This is a genomic window from Halorarius litoreus (assembly GCF_024362405.1).
Lineage (GTDB): Archaea > Halobacteriota > Halobacteria > Halobacteriales > Haloarculaceae > Halorarius > Halorarius litoreus.
This window is the reverse complement of sequence record NZ_CP101454.1, coordinates 3,227,435-3,247,273: the sequence shown is the minus strand read 5'-3', so window position 1 is coordinate 3,247,273 and position 19,839 is coordinate 3,227,435. Positions and strand designations below refer to the sequence as shown.

The 19,839-nt window shown below is 67.2% G+C and carries 19 protein-coding genes, 2 tRNA genes and 1 pseudogene; 12 read left to right on the top strand and 10 right to left on the bottom strand.

Annotated features, from left to right (window positions below):
• Nucleotides 1–32 precede the first annotated feature (32 nt).
• Nucleotides 33–2,123: an acetate--CoA ligase family protein gene (locus NL126_RS17185; protein ID WP_255196111.1), complete on the top strand. Its 2,091-nt coding sequence runs from the start codon at nt 33–35 to the stop codon at nt 2,121–2,123.
• Nucleotides 2,120–3,205 (top strand): phosphotransacetylase family protein, encoded by a 1,086-nt coding sequence (locus tag NL126_RS17180; protein ID WP_255196110.1) that lies wholly within the window; start codon nt 2,120–2,122, stop codon nt 3,203–3,205. The genes NL126_RS17185 and NL126_RS17180 overlap by 4 nt, the downstream gene beginning before the upstream one ends.
• A 1-nt stretch (nt 3,206) precedes the next feature.
• On the opposite strand, the gene NL126_RS17175 is transcribed toward NL126_RS17180, so the two are convergent.
• A complete protein-coding gene (locus NL126_RS17175; RefSeq protein WP_255196109.1) occupies nt 3,207–3,638 on the bottom strand; it encodes a universal stress protein in 432 nt (143 codons plus the stop codon).
• Between the two features lie 240 nt (nt 3,639–3,878).
• Here NL126_RS17175 and NL126_RS17170 point away from each other — a divergent pair, with 240 nt between their 5' ends.
• Nucleotides 3,879–4,841: a C-terminal binding protein gene (locus tag NL126_RS17170; protein WP_255196108.1), complete on the top strand. Its 963-nt coding sequence runs from the start codon at nt 3,879–3,881 to the stop codon at nt 4,839–4,841.
• Nucleotides 4,842–4,848: 7 nt separating this feature from the next.
• Here the strand turns inward: NL126_RS17170 and trxA are convergent, their stop codons facing one another.
• Nucleotides 4,849–5,253 (bottom strand): thioredoxin, encoded by a 405-nt coding sequence (gene trxA, locus NL126_RS17165; RefSeq protein WP_255196107.1) that lies wholly within the window; start codon nt 5,251–5,253, stop codon nt 4,849–4,851.
• Between the two features lie 331 nt (nt 5,254–5,584).
• Between trxA and NL126_RS17160 the strand changes: the two genes are divergently transcribed.
• The 3 genes from NL126_RS17160 to NL126_RS17150 are packed head-to-tail and all read left to right on the top strand — an operon-like array spanning nt 5,585 to nt 7,808.
• The gene (locus NL126_RS17160) at nt 5,585–6,367 is read left to right on the top strand and encodes a helix-turn-helix transcriptional regulator (RefSeq protein WP_255196106.1); all 783 of its coding nucleotides are present in this window, start codon (nt 5,585–5,587) and stop codon (nt 6,365–6,367) included.
• A 25-nt stretch (nt 6,368–6,392) separates the two neighbouring features.
• Nucleotides 6,393–7,463: a pyridoxal phosphate-dependent aminotransferase gene (locus NL126_RS17155; protein ID WP_255196105.1), complete on the top strand. Its 1,071-nt coding sequence runs from the start codon at nt 6,393–6,395 to the stop codon at nt 7,461–7,463.
• A gap of 54 nt (nt 7,464–7,517) precedes the next feature.
• Complete coding sequence (locus NL126_RS17150) at nt 7,518–7,808, top strand: PRC-barrel domain-containing protein (protein ID WP_255196104.1); 291 nt, start codon at nt 7,518–7,520, stop codon at nt 7,806–7,808.
• Between the two features lie 7 nt (nt 7,809–7,815).
• Here the strand turns inward: NL126_RS17150 and NL126_RS17145 are convergent, their stop codons facing one another.
• Nucleotides 7,816–8,229 (bottom strand): methylated-DNA--[protein]-cysteine S-methyltransferase, encoded by a 414-nt coding sequence (locus NL126_RS17145; protein WP_255196103.1) that lies wholly within the window; start codon nt 8,227–8,229, stop codon nt 7,816–7,818.
• Between the two features lie 53 nt (nt 8,230–8,282).
• On the bottom strand, nt 8,283–9,734 hold the full coding sequence (locus NL126_RS17140) for a DHH family phosphoesterase (RefSeq protein ID WP_255196102.1): 1,452 nt from the start codon (nt 9,732–9,734) through the stop codon (nt 8,283–8,285).
• Nucleotides 9,735–9,858: 124 nt separating this feature from the next.
• On the opposite strand from NL126_RS17140, the gene NL126_RS17135 reads away from it, so the two are divergent.
• A tRNA-Lys gene (locus tag NL126_RS17135) sits at nt 9,859–9,932 on the top strand.
• Between the two features lie 226 nt (nt 9,933–10,158).
• Here NL126_RS17135 and NL126_RS17130 read toward each other — a convergent pair.
• On the bottom strand, nt 10,159–10,806 hold the full coding sequence (locus NL126_RS17130; protein WP_255196101.1) for a DUF6498-containing protein: 648 nt from the start codon (nt 10,804–10,806) through the stop codon (nt 10,159–10,161).
• Between the two features lie 312 nt (nt 10,807–11,118).
• Nucleotides 11,119–12,597: an IMP dehydrogenase gene (gene guaB / locus NL126_RS17125; RefSeq protein WP_255196100.1), complete on the bottom strand. Its 1,479-nt coding sequence runs from the start codon at nt 12,595–12,597 to the stop codon at nt 11,119–11,121.
• Nucleotides 12,598–12,866: 269 nt separating this feature from the next.
• Here guaB and NL126_RS22190 point away from each other — a divergent pair, with 269 nt between their 5' ends.
• The 3 genes from NL126_RS22190 (at nt 12,867) to NL126_RS17115 (ending at nt 14,353) form a co-directional block, all read left to right on the top strand.
• Nucleotides 12,867–13,088 carry a DUF8099 family protein gene (locus tag NL126_RS22190; RefSeq protein WP_491536950.1) on the top strand — a complete coding sequence of 74 codons (222 nt, stop codon included), beginning with the start codon at nt 12,867–12,869 and terminating at the stop codon, nt 13,086–13,088.
• A 3-nt stretch (nt 13,089–13,091) separates the two neighbouring features.
• Nucleotides 13,092–14,003 (top strand): DUF5794 domain-containing protein, encoded by a 912-nt coding sequence (locus NL126_RS17120; RefSeq protein WP_255196099.1) that lies wholly within the window; start codon nt 13,092–13,094, stop codon nt 14,001–14,003.
• A gap of 125 nt (nt 14,004–14,128) precedes the next feature.
• Nucleotides 14,129–14,353, top strand: a complete 225-nt coding sequence (locus NL126_RS17115) for a DUF5795 family protein (RefSeq protein WP_255196098.1) — start codon at nt 14,129–14,131, stop codon at nt 14,351–14,353.
• On the opposite strand, the gene NL126_RS17110 is transcribed toward NL126_RS17115, so the two are convergent.
• Both NL126_RS17110 and NL126_RS22140 read right to left on the bottom strand, forming a co-directional pair.
• Nucleotides 14,320–16,038: a sensor histidine kinase gene (locus NL126_RS17110; RefSeq protein WP_255196097.1), complete on the bottom strand. Its 1,719-nt coding sequence runs from the start codon at nt 16,036–16,038 to the stop codon at nt 14,320–14,322. The two genes, NL126_RS17115 and NL126_RS17110, sit on opposite strands and share 34 nt — an antisense overlap.
• Nucleotides 16,039–16,088: 50 nt before the next feature.
• A pseudogene (locus NL126_RS22140) lies at nt 16,089–16,438 on the bottom strand (ferredoxin).
• Nucleotides 16,439–16,521: 83 nt separating this feature from the next.
• Between NL126_RS22140 and NL126_RS17100 the strand changes: the two are divergent.
• A tRNA-Trp gene (locus NL126_RS17100) sits at nt 16,522–16,700 on the top strand.
• A gap of 237 nt (nt 16,701–16,937) precedes the next feature.
• Here NL126_RS17100 and NL126_RS17095 read toward each other — a convergent pair.
• Nucleotides 16,938–17,117 (bottom strand): hypothetical protein, encoded by a 180-nt coding sequence (locus NL126_RS17095; protein WP_255196095.1) that lies wholly within the window; start codon nt 17,115–17,117, stop codon nt 16,938–16,940.
• Between the two features lie 346 nt (nt 17,118–17,463).
• Here NL126_RS17095 and NL126_RS17090 point away from each other — a divergent pair, with 346 nt between their 5' ends.
• Nucleotides 17,464–19,062, top strand: coding sequence for an FAD-binding oxidoreductase (locus tag NL126_RS17090; protein ID WP_255196094.1), 1,599 nt, complete (start codon nt 17,464–17,466; stop codon nt 19,060–19,062).
• 46 nt (nt 19,063–19,108) lie between these two features.
• Here NL126_RS17090 and NL126_RS17085 read toward each other — a convergent pair whose 3' ends face one another.
• Nucleotides 19,109–19,717: a halocyanin domain-containing protein gene (locus NL126_RS17085; protein WP_255196093.1), complete on the bottom strand. Its 609-nt coding sequence runs from the start codon at nt 19,715–19,717 to the stop codon at nt 19,109–19,111.
• Nucleotides 19,718–19,839 lie beyond the last annotated feature (122 nt).

Sequence of the window (19,839 nt, the reverse complement as noted above, 5' to 3'; positions counted from 1 at the left end):
CTTTATCGGGCCGGGTGGTGTCGATTCAGGGGATGGCGCTGGAGACCCTGTTCGCACCCGACCGCGTCGCCGTGGTCGGTGCGACGGAGCGCGACGGCTCAGTTGGGCGCGCGGTGGTCCGGAACCTGCTCGACGACTTCGACGGTGAGGTGGTCCCGGTGAACCCGACCCGCGACGAGGTGTTCGGTCTGTCCTGTTTGGACAGCGTCGCCGCCGCGGACGCCGACCTCGTAATCGTCGTCGTTCCTCCGGCACTCGCCGTCGATGTTGTCCGCGAGGCCGGCGAGGCCGGCGTCCGAGACGTGGTCGTCATCACCGCCGGATTCAGCGAGGCCGGCGCCGAGGGAACCGCCCGCGAGCGGGAGCTCGCATCGGTCGCCGACGCGTACGACATCAACCTCGTCGGCCCGAACTGTCTCGGCATCATCTCGACCACGAAAGGGCTGAACGCGACGTTCGGCCCGACGATGGCAGCCCCCGGCAACGTCTCCTTCATGAGCCAGTCGGGGGCGTTCATCACCGCGGTCCTCGACTGGGCGACCGACCACGACATCGGATTCAAGGACGTGGTCTCGCTCGGCAACAAGGCCGTGATGGACGAGCGTGACTTCGTCCGCGCGTGGGGCGACGACCCGGAGACGGACGTGGTCCTCGGCTACCTCGAGAGCATCGAGGACGGCGCCGAGTTCATCCGGACTGCCCGCGAGGTGACTCGCGACACACCCGTCGTGGTGGTGAAGTCCGGACGCACCGAAGCGGGCGCACACGCCGCCGCCTCGCATACGGGCGCAATCGCCGGCAGCGAAGCCGCCTACGAGGCCGGGCTCGAGCAGGCGGGCGTCCTCCGAGCCGACTCCGTCCAGGAGCTGTTCGACTTCGGCGGTATCCTCGCGGGGCAGCCGATTCCCGACGCAGACGGTGTCGCCATCGTCACCAACGCTGGCGGACCGGGCGTGATGGCGACCGACGCCGTGGGCGACAGCGACCTGTCGCTCGCCTCGTTCACCGAGGAGACACACGAGGCACTCACCGAGTCGCTCCCGGACAATGCGAACGTCTACAACCCCGTCGACGTCATCGGCGACGCGAGCGTCGACCGGTTCCGCGAGGCGCTCGAGATCGTTCTCTCGGACCCGAACGTCGGCTGTGCGGTCGTCGTCTCCTGTCCCACCGCCGTGCTCGCCTACGAAGACCTCGCCGAGACCATCATCGAGGTACAGCAGGACGCCGACCTCCCGGTCGCCTCGGTGTTGATGGGCGGGGGTGCGACTCGCGAGCCGGCGCGACAGCTGGCCGCTGCGGGGATCCCGAACTACTTCGACCCCGCGCGGGCGGTCGGCGCGCTCGACGCGCTGCGACGCTATCGCGAGGTTCGAGCGACCACCTACGAGCCCCCCCGCGAATTCGACGTGGACCAGGAGGCCGCCCGAGCCGTGCTCGAACACGCGGCCGACCGCGGCGAGAACCGACTCGGCGTGGAGGCGATGGGACTGCTCGACGCCTACGGGATTCCGACGCCAGCGGGCGAGATCGTCGACTCCCGGGAGGACGCGGTGCGAGCGGCCCACGACATCGGCGACGAGGTCGCGATGAAAATCGTCTCGCCCGACATCCTCCACAAGTCGGACATCGGCGGCGTGAAGGTCGGCGTCCCGGCGGACGAAGCCGGCGACGCCTACGAGGACCTCGTCACGCGGGCGAGGAACTACCAGCCCGACGCGACCGTCCTGGGGGTGCAGGTACAGGAGCTCGTCGACACCGACGACGGCGTCGAGACCATCATCGGAGCGAACCGTGACCCGCAGTTCGGGCCGCTGCTGCTGTTCGGCCTCGGTGGCATCTTCGTCGAAGTGCTCGAGGACACCACCGTCCGCGTCGCGCCGGTCTCCGAGCCCGAGGTCGAGTCGATGCTCGACGACATCGACGCCGCGCCCCTCCTCCGGGGAGCCCGCGGCCGACCGTCGGTCGACGAGGGGGCCATCGTGGAGACGCTCCAGCGGCTCTCACAGCTCGTCACCGACTTCCCCGCGATACTCGAACTGGACGTGAACCCGCTCGTCGCCCGGCCCGAGGGTGCCGTGGCGATCGACGTACGACTCACTATCGACCCCGAGAAGCTATGAAACCGGTACTCGTCACCTCGACGGCGGAGAGCACAGGCAAGACGGCCGTGGCGCTGGCGCTGGCGCTCGCGGCCAAGGAGCGCGGCGAGGCGGTCGGCTACATGAAGCCAAAGGGCACGCGACTGCAGTCGGCCGTCGGCAAGACGCTCGACCAGGACCCGATGCTCGCGCGTGAACTGCTCGACCTCGACGCCGAGATGCACGACCTCGAACCGGTCGTCTACTCGCCGACGTTCGTCCAGGAGGCGATTCGTGGCCGCGAGGACCCCGATGCCGTCGGTGAGCGCGTGCGAGAGAGCTTCGAGGCGCTCGCCGCCGACCGCGACCGGATGGTCCTCGAGGGCGGCGGTGCACTCACCACCGGTGGCATCATCGACCTGACCGACGCGGACGTGGCCGAACTGCTCGACGCGGAGGTCGTTCTCGTCACCCGCTACCGACAGCCGAGTGACGTCGACGACGTACTCGCCGCCGCGGACCTGCTCGGCGACCGGCTCGCGGGCGTGCTGTTCAACGCCGTGCCGGACGCGGCGTTCGACGAACTCGCGACCGACGTGGTGCCGTTCGTCGAGGGACGTGGGGTCCGGGTGTTCGGGACGCTCCCGCAGAAACAGGAGCTCGCGGGCATCACGGTCGCGGAGCTAGCTCGCGAACTCGGCGCGGAGGTGCTGACCGACGATGCACCCACCGACGTCTTCATCGAGCGGTTCGTCGTCGGGGCGATGGGCGCGAGCGAGGCGCTCACCCAGTTCCGCCGCACTCGCGACGCCGCGATGATTACGGGCGGGGACCGCACCGAGATACAGACCGTCGCGCTCGACGCGCCTGGCGTGAAGTGTCTGCTGCTCACGGGTGGGTTCCGGCCGCCGGGAGCCGTCATCGGCCGCGCGGAGGAGGCCGGCGTGCCCGTCCTGCTCGTGGGGTCGGATACCCTGACGAGCATCGACCGTGCCGAGGAGCTCGTCCGGTCGGGCCGAACCCGGGACGAGCGGACCGTGACCGTGATGCGCGACCTGTTGGCCGACTACGCCGACCTCGACGCGCTGCTCCCGGTCCACGACGAGGCCGAAGACGAGTCGTAGCTCACGCCCCCTTCTCGCCGACGACCAGCACCGGAATCGACGTGCTCGTGAGCACGCGCTGGGTCGTCGACCCGACGATGTGTTCGACACCGTGGCGTCCATGGGTGCCCATCACCACGAGATCGACGCCGTGGTCTTCGGCGTAGTCGACGATAGTGCCGTGGATGTTCATCCCGCGGACGACGGCAGTCTCGACTGGGACGTCCTCGGCGAACGCGGCCGCCGCTTCGGTCGCTTCCTCTCCCGTCTCGCGGAGCTCTTCGAGGACGCTCGACATCGTTTCAGTGGTGAGGAGGAACGACGACGCCGACTCGTCGATGACGAACAGCACGTGGACCGACGCGCCGAGCTCGCTCGCGAGACCGAACGCCTCCTGTGCGGCACGTTCCGAGACCTCGCTCCCGTCTGTCGGCACCAGGATGGTGTCGTACATAGCCCCCTCTACGCACTGGACGGACAAATACATCGACTGGTGGGTTGATACTCCCGGGGGACGAACTGGGGGTGGAGCCTTCGGCTCCGTAGTGTCACGCGAGAGGGGTGCACACCCCCTCCACCCGGTTCGGAACACGGCGCGGTTCTTCGACTGTCGCGAGGCGAGCGACGGCTTCGGCGGGGACTCACAGGGGCGAACACCGGTGGCGGTTAAGTGGGCGCCCCACGACGTGCCGGTATGTCACACCGGGTGGTGTCCACCGACGAGAAGACGGCGGACGTGCTACCGGAGTCGTTCACGTGGCAGGGGTTCGACGCCGACGTGCGCTTCGTCGAGGGGGGTTCGGAGGCGACACTCGTCGAGGCAGCCTCGACGATGGAGGCGGACGCCGTCGTCGTCGACGCGGGGACCCCCGTCACCGAGCGCGTGTTCACCGAGACGCCGATTCGTGTCGTGGCCCGGGCTGGTATCGGCGTCGACGCCATCGACCTCGAGGCCGCCCGCGAGTACGGCATTCCCGTCGTCCACGACCCCACGTACTGCGTCGAGGAAGTGGCGACACACGCACTCTCGTTGCTCCTTTCGGCGTGGCGGAAGCTCCGCCCTCACGATGGCGCCGTCCGCGCCGGGTCGTGGTCGCGCACGCCTGGCGTTCCGACGACGCGACTCTCCGACGCGACGCTCGGGTTCGTCTCCTTCGGGGCGACGGCACAGCGGCTCGCCGAACTGGTCGAGGGGTTCGACCTCGACCTGCTCGCGTACGACCCGTACGTCGACCACGCGGTCGCCACAGAGTACGGCGTCGAGCGCGTCGAACTGGAGTCGCTGCTTCGGCGAAGCGACCTGCTGGCGGTGTTCGCCCCGCTGACGGCCGAGACTCGTGGCCTCCTCGACCGGGACGCCCTCTCACTGATGAAGCGGTCGGCCGTCCTCGTCAACGTCGGCCGAGGGGCGGTCGTCGACGCCGACGCGCTAGCTGCGGCGCTCGACGCTGGCGACATCGCGGGCGCAGGGCTCGACGTGCTTCCCGAGGAACCACCGACGGAACTCCCGACCGACCACCCGAACGTCATCTACACGCCACACGTCGCGTGGTACTCGGAAGCGGCGATTCAGGAGTGTGCGAACACCGTCGCGAGCGACGTGGCGCAGGTGCTCACCGGCGGTGAACCGACCTATCCCATCTCAGGGAACTGGTAGCTCGGGCTCAGGCGCTCGCGGCGGCGATCTTCTGTTCGAGCGTCCCCTTGTCCTGGACGCCGACCATCTGCTCGACCGGCTCGCCGTTGGCGAACAGGTAGAGCGTCGGGACGCCCTGGACGCGGTACTGTTGGGCGAGCGCCTGGTGGGCGTCGATGTCGACCTTCGCCATCACGGCGTCGGACTCGGCTGCGAGCGTCTCGATGGTCGGCTCGAGCATCTTGCACGGTCCGCACCAATCCGCGTAGAAGTCGACGAGCACGACATCGTGGTCCGCGACCAACTGGTCGAGGTGCGACTGCCCCTCGACGTGAATCGGGGTGTCCGGCGTTTCCGGCTTGCTGGCCTTATCTTCGAGTTCTTTGCGCTTCTGTTCTCGGATAGAATCGAGTTCGTCGTCTGTCTCGCTCATACCCTTCGTACAGGGCCTAGCCTGTTAACGGCATCGGGGTCGTGGCCGATGAACACACGACCGGCACGCAGGCTCGGGAGTGAGAGATCAGCCGTGAGGGTGCGGGCGGGCACCCTCACGGCCAGAGAAGGGGGTGATCCGGGCAAAACCACCCCCATGCCGGATGTCAGAGGCACCCCGGCATCCGAACGATGCAGGGAGAGGTCTTTAGGTCACCCTCTGACCGGCTCCTCGGGTAGTGACTTCTTGTATATCAAGCTTGTGTCGGTTTAAATTGAATCGTGATGCAACCCGAACAATTAACGCAGGGGCGGAGGTAGGTGGGGTCGGTATGAGCGAGTATCCCGTCTCGGTGCTGCCTTTGTTCAGCCGGCGCGAGCCACTCATCTCGCTGCTCCGAGAGGGTGCTCACTCGAAGCCGGAGCTGGTTCGGTCGCTCGACATCTCTCGGTCGACCGTCGACCGCTGCATCCGGGAACTGGAGTCCGCAGAGCTGGGAGAGCGGACCGACGGAGGCTTTCGACTGACGCTCGCGGGCCGGCTTCTGTTCGACGAGTACGAGCAGTTCCGCGAGCGCGTCGACGGCGTGTTCGAGACGATCCCACTGCTGTCGGTGCTGTCGCTGGAGACGGACATCGACGCGGCGGCACTGCGGGGCGCAGAAGTGACCCTTACCGACCGGACTGCGCCGTACCGACCCGCCGAGTCGTATCTGGACCACGCGCAGGAGGCCCAGCGCGTCGACCATCTCATGACCGCGCTGGGGCCGAACTACGTCGACGGGCTGCGGTCGACCGTCCTCGACGACGGGGTCGAGGTTCGACTGGCTGCGAGTCAGTCGGTGACGAAGCGACTCGTCGGGCGTTACAGCGACGTCCTCGACGAACTGTTCGCGACAGGCCGGCTGCTGCTGCGTCAGCTCGAGAGCCACCCGGGGTACAGCCTCGGACTCGTCACAGTCGACGACACCACCTCGCTGCACTATCTAGTCTACACGGACGACGGGCTGCGCGGCCGCATCGAGACCAGCCACCCGGAGGCCGTCGAGGTTGCCCGCCAGCAGTTCGAGCGGTACTGGCGCGACGGGATGCCGGTCGACCGTTCGGAACGTTGAATCCGGAGCGGGTCGAAGTCGACCCGTGTTCCCCGACATCGACTACCTCGCCTGGATCGAGGGGCGACCCGACGCCGCGGCACACGACCTCGCATCCAGTGATCTCCGCCCGACGCCCGATGGGGCCATCGTCCCGTCCGCGCTCGACGGCTTCGACGTACCTGCAGACGCGACTGTCGAGTCGCTGGTGGCAGACCGCTACGATGTCGAACCCGAGCAGGTACTGGTAACAGCTGGGGCGAGCGCGGCGAACTTCATCGTCGCAGCGACTGCACTCGGCGACGGCGAGACGGCACTCGTCGAACGCCCGGGCTACGAGCCGATGTGGGCCACCCCACGCGCGCTCGGCGCGAACGTCGACCGGTTCCGCCGGACCCGCGAGGACGTCTGGACGCTCGATCCCGACCGTGTCGCTGCCGCACTCGTCGACGACACCGTCCTCGTGTCCGTGACGAACCGCCACAACCCGACGGGCGTCTCGACGAGTCGGGACGGCCTCCGGGTGGTCGCCGAGCGGGTGCACGACCACGGCGCGCGGTTACTCGTCGACGAGGTGTACGCGCCCTACGGAGTCAGCGATGACTCGGACGTTCCCTGTGCGGCTGGACTCGAAGGCAGTATCGTCACAGGCTCGCTGACGAAGTTCCTCGGACTCGGCGGGCTGCGTATCGGGTGGCTCATCGCCGACGCCCCCTTCGTCGAGCGTGCGACGCAGGTGCAGCGCCATCTGAGCGCGGTCGCCGAGCCCTCGCGGGCGCTTGCTCGACGCGCGCTCGCGAACGACACCGAACTCGCAGCCAGGTCGCGAGGGCTCGCCGCGTCGAACCATGACCTGCTCCGGCAGTTCGTCGCCGCGCGCCCGGACCTCTCGGGGGTCGTCGCTGACGGCTGTCCGTACGCGCTGCTGTTCCACGAGGAACTGGATGGGGACGCGGTCCACGACCTCGCAGCCGACCGCGACGTGCTGGTCGTGCCCGGGCGGTTCTTCGAGGAAAGCGAGGCGTTCCGCGTCGCACTCGGTCGCGACACCGAGTCGATGGCCGCGGCGCTGGATGCGTTCGGTGCCGCGCTGGACGAACGGGCCGAATCCGCGTGACACACGTCAGACAGGGCCGGCAGGATTAAGAACGGGCCGACCCACCCTCGGCGTATGAACCAGGACGTTCCCCAGGAGATCACGTCTATCGTCGGCCGCGAGGTCTACTCGAACAACGGGGTGTTCGTCGGACAGGTCGAGGACCTGCGCCTCGACCTCGACAACGAAGTCGTCACCGGCCTCGCGCTGACGGAGCTCAACCACAGCCTGTTCGACGAGCGCGCGAAGAGCTCTCGTGGCGTCATCCTCCCGTACCGCTGGGTCCGCGCCGTCGGCGACGTCATCCTCGTCAACGACGTCATCGAGCGCATCAAGGACGGCGAAGATGACGAAGCAGCCGCCTGATTATCGGTCAGAACCGTTCGAGGTTCGTCTGTGTGTCTAGTGCCCCTTCGTGTTCGAGTAGCGACTGCTTCAGCTCGGCGCCGCCCGCCGCCGAGAAGCCGCCGATGGAGTCCGCTGCGACGACGCGGTGGCAGGGCACGACCAGCGGAATCGGATTGCGGCCACACCCACCACCAACCGCGACTGCGCCGGAGTCGACGGCCGCGGCGATGTCGCCGTACGTCCGCGTCTCGCCGTGTGGGATGGCAGCCATCGCTCGCATCACCTGGCCGGTGAAATCATCGGGATAGCGGACGCCGACGTCGAAGGTGTGCCGGTCGCCGCGCGCGTACTCACGAACCTGCTGGCGAACCGTCTCGGGTGTTGCATCGAGATAGCTCTCGTCGATGTCGAGGGAGCCGCCGGGGACGTCCACGCGCATTCGCGGTGCTCGGCGTGGACAGTACCTAAAGGTTCGCCGCAGGGCGGAACTGATTAACTGCCGTTACCGGACTCGCCGCCGGACTCGACGCCCATCGCCTCGAACAGCTTGGTGCGGACGGCCTCCTCGACGAGCGAGAGCAGCGTCTCGCGGTTGTCCTCGCTCGTCTCGATCCCGGTGAAGATGCCGAGGGGAATCTCCGCGGAGGCGTCCGTCGAGTGGCCGACGACCTCGCCGATGCCCCCGAAGGCGTCCTCGAGGACCGCACCGATGTTCATCCGGATGTCCTTCGAGCGTGCGGCGAGATAGATGGTGTCGTCCGCGAGCGCGAACACCGCCGTCGTCGTGATGCCTTCGAGGTTGAGGAGGTGCTGGGCGGCCTGCGAGAGCGCGTCACGGTCGCGGATGAATCCGGCGTTCGAGACGAGGTGACTCCCCTTTACGTCGCGGTTTCGGATGGCCTCGGCGAGCACGTCGAGCGTCTCGGGACTCATCGACGGCGACTCGACCTGTTCGAGCGTGTCGTGGTCCGCGAACGGATAGAGATAGGCTGCCGCAGTGAGGTCTGCAGGCGTCGTGTCCCGCTTGAAGTCGAGGGTTTCCGCGCGGATACCGTAGAGCAGGGCGGTGGCGACGTCCTCGTCGAGGTTGAGGTCGAACTCCTGGATGTACTTCGTGAGGATGGTCGAGGTCGACGAGACGTTCGGGCGAACGTCCATGAACCGGGCGTCGTAGTCCTCCTCCGGCTCGTAGTGGTCGATGAAGATGTCGATGTCGGCGTCGATTTCGGGAATCGAGGCCTTCGCGTGGTCGACCAGCGCGATGGTGTCGTAGTCGTCGATCTCGACTTCATCCAGCGTCAGCAGGTCGATGCCGAACAGGTTGACGAACGCCCGGTTCTCCTGATGGCCGATTTCACCCTCGTAGACGATGTCGGCCTCGATGCCACGGGAAGCGGCGATGGCCTGCAAGGCAACCGCGCTCGCGATGGAGTCGGGGTCGGGCGAGCGGTGTGCGAAGATGGCCATTCGTCGCTCCGTGGAGTCGATGACGCCCGCGAGCTGTTCGGCCTTGTACTCGAGTTCCCCGGTCTCCAGCGCGCGGAGTGCGGAGTCGGCGATGACCGCCGAGGGGTTGATGACCACGTCGACGCCGAGTTCGGTGAGTTCGTCGGCGGTGACCGGGTCCGAGGCGCGGACGACGATGAACTGGTCGCCACCGCGCGCGCGGATGTTGTCGACGGCCGCCTTGTTCGCCTCGACGTCGGACGAGAGGATGAGCAGGACGTCGCGGTCCTCCAGCAGGTCGACGACCCCCTCCTCGGCGATGTCGGCCGTGCGCGCGTCGAGGTCCTGGTCGCGGAGCGCCTCGACCCGGCCCTCGTCCTTGTCGAGGATGAGGACGTCTTTCCCCTCGTCGACGAGCTCTTCGGCGACCGCGTGTCCGACGCTCCCACACCCGAGAATAGCGTAGGTGGACATCGACGCCATCGAGATACCGCTCATGGATACTTCGTCGTGCGGCGCGCGGTAACTTAAACTGCCCACCTCGTCGCGCCCGTGACAGAATCGCACGGGGGCGTCGAAACGCAAGCTATATGCAACGGCCTCCGCTACCCGAAATTGCTGAGGGCCGATAGCTCAGCCAGGGAGAGCGACTGGCTCTTAACCAGTCGGTCGAGGGTTCAAATCCCTCTCGGCCCGCTTCTACCGCGAGCAACTCAGCGAGCACCGCGTAACGTGTGCTCGCGGCCCGCGAGCGGCTGTGCGGGCACGAGGATTTGAACCAGGGAGCGAACGCAGTGAGCGACCGTGGTTCAAATCCCTCTCGCCGGACCGTCTATCATCACTCCGGAGCTCGCGCTGTTCGTGTTCTTCGTTAGCTGGTCGGGCGGTCGGGCGGCGTGGCTAGCGTGGGTGCTCGCCGGGGTCAGGAAAGCGACGTGATCCTCGTCGTGCGCGCCTTCGAGCGGTCGTACGCGAACGCGAGGAGGTCCGCGACCGTCTTCACACCGACGAGGATTGCGACGAGCACGAGCGGTGCTCCGAGCGTGGCGACGGCGATGCTCCCGAAGACGACGGTGAAGTGGAGTGCGAGGACGCGGGGGTACGGCCGGAAGAACTCGGCGTCGGGGTCCGCCAGCCGGTAGTGGTCGTTCAGGAGGTAGCCGGCGGTTGCCCCGAGGTGGGCGACGAGGAGGCTGCCGGCGCCGAGGACGACGGTGGTGAGCCCTGGGAGCGTGGGGACGCCGAGCCAGAGGACGAACACGCCGACGAACACCCCGTGGACGACCCAGAACAGGCCGTAGTGGACGACGAAGAACCACGCATCGGCCGTGTTGCGTTCCGCTGGCGGGAGGTCGTCGAGCGGTGCGTCGATGCCCGCGACCAGGATTCGGGGAACGGTGAGCACACCCACCAGCCCGGATTCGAGCCAGTAGACGACGAGCAGGGCGGTGAGACTCCAGCCGAACTCGACGACGCCGAACAGCGGGACGAGGTTCCCCACGAGCACGATCGCGGCGCCGGCGAGGAGTCCCATCGGTCCGTTCGCGGCTGAGTGCGGCTGCGTCGACACGCTCTCGAGTGTACGTCGACCGGCATAACTCTGGGCACGGCTTCGACCGGGGGCGGCCACGCTGGCGTCGGTGCTGGGCAGCGAATGCGGTCGGTCGGACGTGTGTCACACACTCCCACAGCACTTTTGCCAACGGCCGTGGATGAGCGCGATATGAGTTTGCAGTCGAACAAATGCAAACACTGTGGGTGGATGTTCGAAGCGCACGACAGTGCGCGGACGGCGAAGATGGGCTACTGCAGTCGGGACTGTATGAACGCCGACGCCGGATGGTGACGGGGATGGACTGGTGACGAGCCGCCGTTGCGAGGCTTACTCGCTGGGCGAGTAGTTCGGTGCCTCGTCCGTGATCATCACGTCGTGCGGGTGGCCCTCGGTCTGGCCGGCCGAGGAGACGCGGACGAACTCGGCGCGCTCCTTGAACGCGGGGATCGAGTCGGCGCCCACGTAGCCCATTCCCGAGCGCATCCCGCCGACGAGCTGGTGGAGTTCCGATTCGAGCGACCCCTTGTACGGCGTTGCGGCCTCCACACCCTCCGGGACGAAGTCGTCGTCCTCCTCGGCGTCCTTGAGGTAGCGGTCGCCGCCGCCCTCGCTCATCGCGCCGACGGAGCCCATCCCGCGGTACTGCTTGTACTTCTTGCCGTTCATGGTGATGACGCGGCCCGGTGCCTCGTCGGTCCCGGCGAAGAAGGAGCCGAGCATGACGGCGTCGGCGCCCGCGGCGATTGCCTTGATGGCGTCACCGGAGTAGCGGATGCCACCGTCGGCGATGACCGGCACGTCCTGGCGCTGGGCGACGTCCGCGACCTCGGCGACCGCGGAAATCTGGGGCATGCCGGCGCCCGAGACGACGCGCGTGGTACAGATGGAGCCGGGGCCGATACCGACCTTCAGGCCGTCGGCGAAGTCGACGGCGGCTTCGGCCGCCTCGCGCGTGCCGATGTTGCCGACGACGACGTCCGCCTCGACTTCGGCTTTGATGTCGCGCGCCGAGTCGAGCACGTTCAGGTTGTGTGCGTGCGCACAGTCGATGAACAGCACGTCCGCGCCGGCGTCGTCCGCCGCGCGAGCGCGGTCCATCTCGAACGGGCCGACGGCGACGCCAGCGATGAGTCGCCCCTCCTCGTCGCGTGCGGCGTCGTCGTACTCGCGGCGGGAGAGGATGCCGCGCATCGTGACGAGGCCGGTGAGCCGGTTGTCCTCGTCGACGATGGGGACGCGCTCGATTTTGTGCTCGTACATCAACTCGAGGGCCTCGCGCGCCTCGATGTCCTCGCTCGCGGTGACGACCTCGTCGGTCATCGCATCCTCGACCGGGTCGTCAGAGCGGATTCCGAGCAGTGGGCGGATGTCGGTTCCCGAGATGATACCGAGCACCTCGCCGTCGCTGTCGACGACGGGCGCTCCGGAGACGCCGGCGCGGCCCATCATCGCGTCGACCTCCTCGACGGTCATCTCCGGCGCGGCGGTCACGACGTCACGGATGATGAGTTCGTCCGCGCGCTTCACCTGCTCGACGTGCGCGGCGGTCTCCTCGACGTCCATGTTGCGATGCAGCACCCCGAGACCCCCCTGGCGGGCCATCTCGATGGCGAGGTCCGCCTCGGTGACGGTGTCCATCGCCGCCGAGAGCACCGGGATGTTGAGCGTGACGTTTCGCGAGACACGTGTCGCCGTGTCGGCTTCGTCGGGCTCGACGCGTGACTCCTTGGGTCGTAGAAGTACGTCGTCGAACGTCAGCGCCTCCGGCACACGGAGCTTCTCCGAAAACGGCTGGTCGTCCTCCATATAAACGGTGTGAACGCTCGGGTGAAAAACGTTCCGAGAACCGGTGCGCTACGGGGCGTGTGGCCGCGTGGCGTACGCCGTGGGGGAGCGACTCGGCCGACCCGACCCACCGATGTCCATCTCCGACCATCGTACAACACCGACCACCATTCGCCGCCGGTGGTGTACGTTCGTCCAGTCCCCTGCCGGTAACGCCTAGATATCTGTGACGCTTTCTCACGAACTCGGCCGATTCTCCGGTGTGTGCGGACACCCCTCACACAACGCTTATGATTCGGTCGACAAATATTGCTGATATGGACTCCGCAAGTCCCATCGCGAACCGTATTGCCGGTCAGTCGAGCCTGGACTCCGGCATTACATTTACATTTGCGATGGAGGCGCTCAATAAAGCGGAGAACTTCGCCCTCGACTGGCTCGGGATCCGGCCCGCACCCGAGTATCGCGGAGGACACCACCCATCGGCGACGGGGTATCGCCAACGTCTCTGACCGATGAGTACGTCCAGACACCCGATAGCACTCCGCCTAGAGCGGTCTGTGGGTGAAGGCACGAAGCTCCTCGCGACGGTGATGGCGCTGCCACTCGTCGATGGCATCTTCCCTGCGCTCATCCTCGCTGGAGCCGTCGGGAGCGTCCTCGGAATCCTCGAGGTGGGGCTACTCGTCTTCGGCGGCTCCGCCACCCTCGCCGTCGTCCTCGCCGACATGGAGGGGACCCGCCGCGAACAGGTCGTGACCATCCTCCTCGTCGGCATCCCACTGATGGCGCTGGCGGCGCTGGAAGCGGCCATCGCCCCGACCATCGCGGAGATGCTGAACATGCCCGTCTTCGAGCGGTTCGCGGCGCTCGTCATCCTCGCAATCGCGGCGAAGACGGCGTCCGCAACCGTCGGTGAGTACCTCCCCTCGCCCGGCGTCATCGTCGGGCTGGGGCTCATCGCCTCGTTCGATCCGAGCGGACTCGCGTTCGGCGACCCCTTCGTCGCCGACCCGATGCTCGTCGCCCGGGGTGTCGCTGCCGCCGGCGTCGGTGTCGGCTTCGCGCTGTCGGTGGCGCTGCTGGGTCCGTGGCTTCGGGGCAACGTCGACATCGACCGCTTCCGTTTCGGGAGCGCCGTCGCGCTCGGCGTACTACCGCTGAGCATCCTCGGTATCATCCAGACGAACGTCCCGATCGCCCTCGCCGTGCTCGCCATCACGTCGCTACTCGCGCTCGACCCCAGCGACAACGATGACCCTGCGCCCGTCGAGACGGCGACCGGCGCAGTCCCCGACGGTGGGGAAGCGGACGCTGCCGAGGACCCCGAGCCGGTCGACGTGGACGAGGCGTACGAAGACAACGACGACGACGACTCGCGTGGGACGCCCGGCGTGACGGACGGCGACCGCGCGCCGTGGCTGTGAGTGGTTCGTGACGCGATTCGCGCGGCGAGCGGTCGCAGACTGCGCGCCGTGGCTGTGAACTTCGGCGACTCCTGACTGTTGGGACAGAGGACAACGCTTACCCGTTTTCACCGCGGCGTGTCGCTATGGCCGAGAACCGTGTCGTCGAAGGGCGGATGGTCACCCCCGGCAAGCTCGCCGAACTCATCGAGGGAGAGGCCGTGATGGACACCGAGGGCATCGAGGACGCCGACCGCGACTGCCCCGACTGTGGGGGCGACGTAATCTCCGTCGGCTACATGCCGTCGGTGACGGAGTTCGTCACCGGCTACAAATGTCAGGACTGTTCCTGGGCCACTACGGACCGCTGAGTACGAAACACGAAGCGGGCCCCACCTGCCTCACCCTCCGTCGCTTCCACTGACCAGCCGTGGGCGTCGGCCACGCCCGCGACGATCGTCAGTCCGAGGCCGACGCCGTCACCGCCGGTCGTGTACCCCCGGTCGAACACTAGCTCTCGTGACGCCTCGGGGATGCCGGGCCCGTCGTCGGCGACGTAGAAGCCGTCGGGGGTCGTGCCGACGGTCACGGTGACTGGGTCGCCGTTGCGTGTCGGCTGTGTCGATGGTCGGTGGACCGTCGCCCCGTGGTCGACGCTGTTTCGAAAGAGGTTTTCGAGAGCTCGCTGCAGGCGGTCGAAGTCAGCCTCGATAACCATCGTGTCGACGACAGATAGCTGTGCGTCCCCAGTGTCGACAGAACTCCAGGCCGCTTCAGCGACGGTTGCGAGGTCGATGGGTTCGGGGTCAGTCACGGAGCCGCCGTCCTCGGCAACCGTGAGCAGGTCGTCGACGATTCGGCCGATGCGGTCGACGGCCCGCTGGGTCGCCTCGATGTGTGGCCCGGGGTCGTCGGAGTCGCGGGCGAGGGCCAGGTGACCGTCCGCGACGGCGAGCGGGTTCCTGACGTCGTGGCTCAGTACCGACGCGAACTCTTCGAGCCGCTGTTCACGTACCCGGCGTTCGGTCACGTCGGTGAAGATGAGCGCGAACGCCCCCTCACCGACCGGGTGCCGCCGAACGAGATACCACGTGTCGGTATCGCCTGCCAACTCCACTTCGCTTTCCTCCACATCGTCCTCGAGCAGCCCGCTGTCGAGGACTTCGGGGGGCAGTACGTCCCGGGCCGGTGCGAGTGGCTGTGACGCATCGAGGAGGCAGTCCGCAGCGGCGTTGGCGTCCACGACGATACCGTTCCGGTTGACGACGACGACCGGGTCGTCGAGGGCTTCGAACACGCGTTCGCGCGCGACGGGGACGACGTCGATGAAGCCGACGTGGAAGACGGCGGCACCGACGACGAGTAATCCCGCGGCGATGCCGAACGGCGTCAGGTCCGCCCCCGGGAAGGGCGCCAACCCGAACACGAGGAACGCGAGGTTCGCGGACAGCATGAGCAGCAGCGCGACGACGAGCGCGACTGCCTGTGTCCGGAACGCGCCTGCGGCGTCGCGTGCGTAGTGAAGGAGGACGCCCGCGCCAAGTACGCAGAGGCCGTACTCGTAGATCCAGAACACCCAGAACCACGTCCCCACCTCGAGTCGCGCGATGGGCCAGCCGTCGACGTACCGGAGGCCGACATCGGCGTAGTGGATGCTGTGGAACTGCGTCGTGGCGACGAGCACGAGGGTCACAGCGGGGACGACTGCGAGCCCGGCGAGCGTCCGACGGGAGACGTCGCTCCCGGCGTCAACGTAGCGGAGAACGAACAGGAGGATGAGCGGCCCGATTGCTCCCCAGCCGACGTACGTGACGGTGTTCCAGAGGAGTTTGGTCTCGAGCGTGGTGGAGAGCATCCGCGCCGAGAGCGCGAGGCAGACGAGCGTCGCCACGAGCGCGAGATACCCGAACGCCCGCACCGAAGGCTCGGCTCGACGGCGGCGGAAAGCGTACGTCGCGAGGCCCGCGCCGAACAGTCCGGCGAGAAGATACCCCACCACGAGAGCGAATACCCGGGTCGGTGGGAGTGCGAGTGCGGTCGCGAGCCCAGACAGCATCGTCTATCAATCAGTTACGTGTTGAATAAATATAGTGTTATACTCGGTCACTACTCTCCGTCCGTTCTGTCGTCGTGTCGGGGGAGCAACTGCCCCCACATGACTTTCTCCGGGAGGTCGACCACCGCGTCCTCGTCGACCGTGAGCTGGCAGGAGAGCCGGGGGTAGCCGAATCGCGTAGCGGCGGTGTCGTGCCAGTGGGTCAGCTCGGGTGCGTCGCCGTCGAACCTGACGCCACAGGTCCACAGCGGCCTCAGCCGCCGCAGTTGACGACACGCGAGACCGTGCCGTACACGTCGAACCCAGCGTTGAGCAGCGCCCGTCTGAGGTTCGTTCCACGCTCGACCTCGATGGTGTTCTCGTGGCCGCGCTCGCGGACGGTCAGTCGAACGGTGTCCATACGTCGAGAACGCCGCCCGGCGGGAAAACCGGAGGGGGTCGAATCGAAATCCCTTTAGGGACAATCGCCATACCCGGAAGCGAGGGGCTGTGGCCAAGCCAGGCATGGCGACTGACTCCAGAGGCCACGCGCCCGGTGACGAGACTCCAGACTGATATACCGAGCGGCCGACTGATCATCGGCCGCGTTGACGACCCTCTGGAGTACCGAGGCGCCGACCGGAGATATCAGTCGATCGGGGGTTCAAATCCCTCCGGCCCCACTTCCTGCCGCGAGCTATCTCGCGAGCGGCAGCGATGGTCGCGGAGGGATTTGAACTAGGGAGCGAGCAGCGCGAGCAACTGTAGTGAAAATCCCTCCGTCCATCTCTCGTTCATGCGGTTTCCTGTAATAGGGCTCGACGAGTCCGGTCCGTAACAACGAGAACAGCTCTCCTGTCACGCTCGCGAACCGAATCTGCGAGCCAGTCCCGACGAAGTGGCAACCGACTATCCTGGGGTCAGTCGTGGAGATGATGCGGGTCGTGCATCCGGACAGAGTACACCCGGTCGAGGGGGATGTAGAGGTAGTCGTCGTCGCCGAGCGTCACCTGCCAGTGGTCCTCTCGGTAGTTGAGGTCCTCGTCGTCAACGTCTCGCTCTCTGGTCCCATCCGGTGTGTCGAAGATAATCGTTGCCATCCCTACACTTAGCTAACACCGGGGATAAACTCGCGGGTCCGACTGGTGGTGGAACACCCGTTTCGGACCGTCGAACGTCCGCATCTGGTGCGTCATGCACCCCCACGACGAACGAGCGCACTTGCCGAGAGCTGACGCCACGTCACTGGCCCGTAATAAACCCCTCGCGCATGCTAGCCAACACAGCCACACCACTCCCCACCATTAGATGGTATTGAGCGGGCCTCCCACTGGCACCCATGACCCGCTCCCCGACCATCACTCTCTCCCCTCTTTCCTCTCTCTGCCCCCCAATCGCCGCACAGCGCGGGCCAACGCTTAACTCGGGGCCGAGAGCAGACCGGCCATGACCGACGACCGCCGCCGCTCGTTCTGGGCGTGGGGCTGGGCAGACAAACTCCCCGACGACGCCGAGCGGCGCGAACTGAAGACCCGCATCGAGTCGATGCTCGGCTTCCCCGAGCGACCTCTCCTCGACTACCCGACGCTCGACGACGTAGCGATGCCCGACTCCCGTCTCGACCCCCCGCTCGACTGCTGTACGACCGACACCCGCGAGCGCGCGCTCCACACCTACGGCCGAGGGTACCGCGACCTCGTGCGAGGATTCCACGGCGACTTCGGGAGCGCCCCAGACGCCGTCGCGCTCGCCGAGACCGAGGCCGACGTCGAGGATGTGCTCGCGTGGGCGACCGAGCACGACGTGGCCGTCGTCCCCTTCGGTGGCGGCACGAGCGTCGTCGGGGGCGTCGAGTGCGGGGGCGACGGCTACACGGGCGTCGTCTCGCTCGACCTTCGCGGGCTGAACGAGGTGCTAGAGGTCGACACCACCTCCAGAGCCGCGCGCATCCAGGGCGGCGCGACCGGCCCCGAGATTCAGGCACAGCTCGCCGACCACGGGCTCCAGTTGCGCCACTACCCGCAGAGCTACGAGTTCTCGACGTTCGGCGGGTGGGTCGCGACGCGAGCGGGCGGCCACTTCGCCACGCGGTACACGCACATCGACGACTTCGTGGAGTCGGTCCGGGCCGTGACCCCCTCGGGGACGCTCGAAACCCGACGACTCCCGGCGTCGGGTGCCGGCCCTGACCCCAACCGCTTCCTCCTCGGGAGCGAGGGTGCGTTCGGCGTCGTTACGGAGGGGTGGGCGCGCGTCCAGCCACGGCCCCCGCACCGCTCGCGGGCGACGGTGCGGTTCGACGACTACTGGGACGCCGTCGAAGCCACGCGGGAGATCGCTCAGGCGCGACTTCAGCCGGCGAACTGCCGGCTGTTGAACGCCGAAGAGGCGATGCTGAACGAACTCGCGTTCGACGGCTCCCATCTCCTGTTGCTCGGATTCGAGTCGACCGATGCACCCGGTGTCCCGAAAGAGTCGCTCTCCCGGGCGCTGGCCATCGCCGAGGACCACGGAGGGACGTGGGACGAGGCGACGCACGAGGACCGTGAGGAAGAGCAGGCCGAGCGCGACGGTGAGGAGGGCGAGTGGCGCGCCTCGTTCATCGAAGCGCCCTACATGTTCAACGCGCTCGTCTCGATGGGGGTTCTCGTGGACACCTTCGAGACGGCCGTGACGTGGGACCGATTCCCCGACCTGCACCGGGCGCTGCAGGACACCGTGATCGAGGCGATGCGCGAGACGTGCGGCGCTGGCTTCCTCTCCTGTCGGTTCACCCACGTCTACGAGGACGGCCCCGCGCCGTACTACACCCTGCTGGCCCCGGCCGAGGTCGGGAACGAACTGGAGCAGTGGCGAGCCATCAAGCAGGCCGCCTCAGACACCCTCGACGACCACGGCGCGACCATCACGCACCACCACGCTGTCGGGCGCGTCCACCGCGAACACTACCACCGGGAGGTGCCCGACGGCTACCTCGACGCGCTCCGGTCGATGAAGCGGACGCTCGATCCCGCGGGAATCATGAATCCAGGCGCGCTCCTGTGACACCTGTCACAGTCGAGTCGCGCCCGCTTGGAGGCCTGAACCCCGACTACTCGACCACGATACCGCCCTTCATCCCGAGCGAGAGGTGCGGTTCACAGTGCCAGAGCAGTACGCCGGGTACGTCCATCGTCCGCGTGTACTGGACGCCTTCGCCCTGCATCGGTTCTCCCGAGGAGAACTCGTAGTCGGAGAGACCCAGCTGCTCTGCAGGAAGCGCCTCGACGTTGTGCACGCCGCCCTCTCCGGTCCACTCGAACTGAATCTCCGTGCCGACCGACACGCGGGCAGCACTGGGCGAGAACGCGAACGCCCCACCGTTACCGGGGGTGCCCACCATGACCGTGACCGTCTCCTGTCCAGTGAGGTCTTCGATGGTCCCGTCGTACGTGTCGTCAGCGCCCCCAACTTCGGTCTCGGTGAGCCACGTGTCGACGGCGTCCGCCGGATCCATCGCCATCCCGTCTCCCTCCGTCGGCGTCGTCTCTGTCGTCTCCGGCGTCATCTCGGGTGTCGCCGTCGGCGTCGTCTCGTCTCCGGACGTCGGGGTTCCCGTGTCGACACCGGCACCCCCGCCATTCCCGGAACAGCCCGCGAGTCCAAGCAGCCCGACTGCACCGGCAGTCTTGAGAACGGTACGTCGTGTTTCTCCACGCATAGGGGCCTAGAACGGGCCGAACGCGCGTAAACATCTGCCAACTACGCACGGTAAGCGAAAATTTCCGGACAGCTCTCTGAAGCGGCCGTCGACCACTTCCGCCGTGGCGTGATAACGGTAAT

Excerpts from the sequence above, each read along its gene's own strand:
- NL126_RS17185 (WP_255196111.1), top strand. The coding sequence starts at position 33 with ATGGCGCTGGAGACCCTGTTCGCACCCGACCGCGTCGCCGTGGTCGGT.
- NL126_RS17180 (WP_255196110.1), top strand. The coding sequence starts at position 2,120 with ATGAAACCGGTACTCGTCACCTCGACGGCGGAGAGCACAGGCAAGACG.
- NL126_RS17175 (WP_255196109.1), bottom strand. The coding sequence starts at position 3,638 with ATGTACGACACCATCCTGGTGCCGACAGACGGGAGCGAGGTCTCGGAA.
- NL126_RS17170 (WP_255196108.1), top strand. The coding sequence starts at position 3,879 with ATGTCACACCGGGTGGTGTCCACCGACGAGAAGACGGCGGACGTGCTA.
- trxA (WP_255196107.1), bottom strand. The coding sequence starts at position 5,253 with ATGAGCGAGACAGACGACGAACTCGATTCTATCCGAGAACAGAAGCGC.
- NL126_RS17160 (WP_255196106.1), top strand. The coding sequence starts at position 5,585 with ATGAGCGAGTATCCCGTCTCGGTGCTGCCTTTGTTCAGCCGGCGCGAG.
- NL126_RS17150 (WP_255196104.1), top strand. The coding sequence starts at position 7,518 with ATGAACCAGGACGTTCCCCAGGAGATCACGTCTATCGTCGGCCGCGAG.
- NL126_RS17145 (WP_255196103.1), bottom strand. The coding sequence starts at position 8,229 with ATGCGCGTGGACGTCCCCGGCGGCTCCCTCGACATCGACGAGAGCTAT.
- NL126_RS17140 (WP_255196102.1), bottom strand. The coding sequence starts at position 9,734 with ATGAGCGGTATCTCGATGGCGTCGATGTCCACCTACGCTATTCTCGGG.
- guaB (WP_255196100.1), bottom strand. The coding sequence starts at position 12,597 with ATGGAGGACGACCAGCCGTTTTCGGAGAAGCTCCGTGTGCCGGAGGCG.
- NL126_RS22190 (WP_491536950.1), top strand. The coding sequence starts at position 12,867 with ATGATTCGGTCGACAAATATTGCTGATATGGACTCCGCAAGTCCCATC.
- NL126_RS17120 (WP_255196099.1), top strand. The coding sequence starts at position 13,092 with ATGAGTACGTCCAGACACCCGATAGCACTCCGCCTAGAGCGGTCTGTG.
- NL126_RS17115 (WP_255196098.1), top strand. The coding sequence starts at position 14,129 with ATGGCCGAGAACCGTGTCGTCGAAGGGCGGATGGTCACCCCCGGCAAG.
- NL126_RS17110 (WP_255196097.1), bottom strand. The coding sequence starts at position 16,038 with ATGCTGTCTGGGCTCGCGACCGCACTCGCACTCCCACCGACCCGGGTA.
- NL126_RS17095 (WP_255196095.1), bottom strand. The coding sequence starts at position 17,117 with ATGGCAACGATTATCTTCGACACACCGGATGGGACCAGAGAGCGAGAC.
- NL126_RS17090 (WP_255196094.1), top strand. The coding sequence starts at position 17,464 with ATGACCGACGACCGCCGCCGCTCGTTCTGGGCGTGGGGCTGGGCAGAC.
- NL126_RS17085 (WP_255196093.1), bottom strand. The coding sequence starts at position 19,717 with ATGCGTGGAGAAACACGACGTACCGTTCTCAAGACTGCCGGTGCAGTC.